The following is a 543-nucleotide window of genomic DNA, read 5'->3' as shown; positions in this document are numbered from 1 at the left end:
CGTATAATCAATCACACTCTTATGGGCTATACTCACTCCTTTAGGAATTCCAGTGCTCCCACTGGTAAAAAGTACATAAAGTAAATTAGTATCAATATGTTTTTCTTTAGCTTTAGTGATTAGATTTTCATCGATATTAAAACTTTGAAAATCTTGTGTATAAAGAGTAGGTAAATTTAAATCTAGTTTTAATTCTTTAGAAGTAATTAGAAGTTTTGGCTTTAAAACTTCTATAACTTTTTCTATTCTTTCTTTAGGACTTTTTTCATCTAAGAGTGTATAAAAGTTTCCACTTAAGGCTACGCCAAAAAAAGAAATCAAACAATCAATGCCTTTAGGTAAGATAATAAGAATGGCTTTTTGTAAAGGTAAGGTATCATTATCTAAGGTTCTTAAAATTTCACTGGCAACTTTTTTAGAATAAAGATCAAATTCTTTATAAGTGATTTCTTTTCTTTCTTTAGCAAAAGGTTCAACAAAGGCTATTTTTTCACTAAAATTTTCAAGGCTTTTTTCTAGGAAGTTATAGATGTGGGTGAGCAT

At 28.4% G+C, this 543-nt stretch carries 1 protein-coding gene; it reads right to left on the bottom strand.

The features are described 5' to 3' along the window. On the bottom strand, nucleotides 1–543 hold a 543-nt coding region (locus H2277_RS09135), incomplete at both ends, for an AMP-binding protein (RefSeq protein ID WP_337201979.1).

The sequence above is a fragment of the Campylobacter sp. W0014 genome (assembly GCF_020135975.1).
Taxonomy (GTDB): domain Bacteria; phylum Campylobacterota; class Campylobacteria; order Campylobacterales; family Campylobacteraceae; genus Campylobacter_D.
Note: the sequence above shows the minus strand (reverse complement) of the source record. Positions and strands in the feature narration are given on the sequence as shown.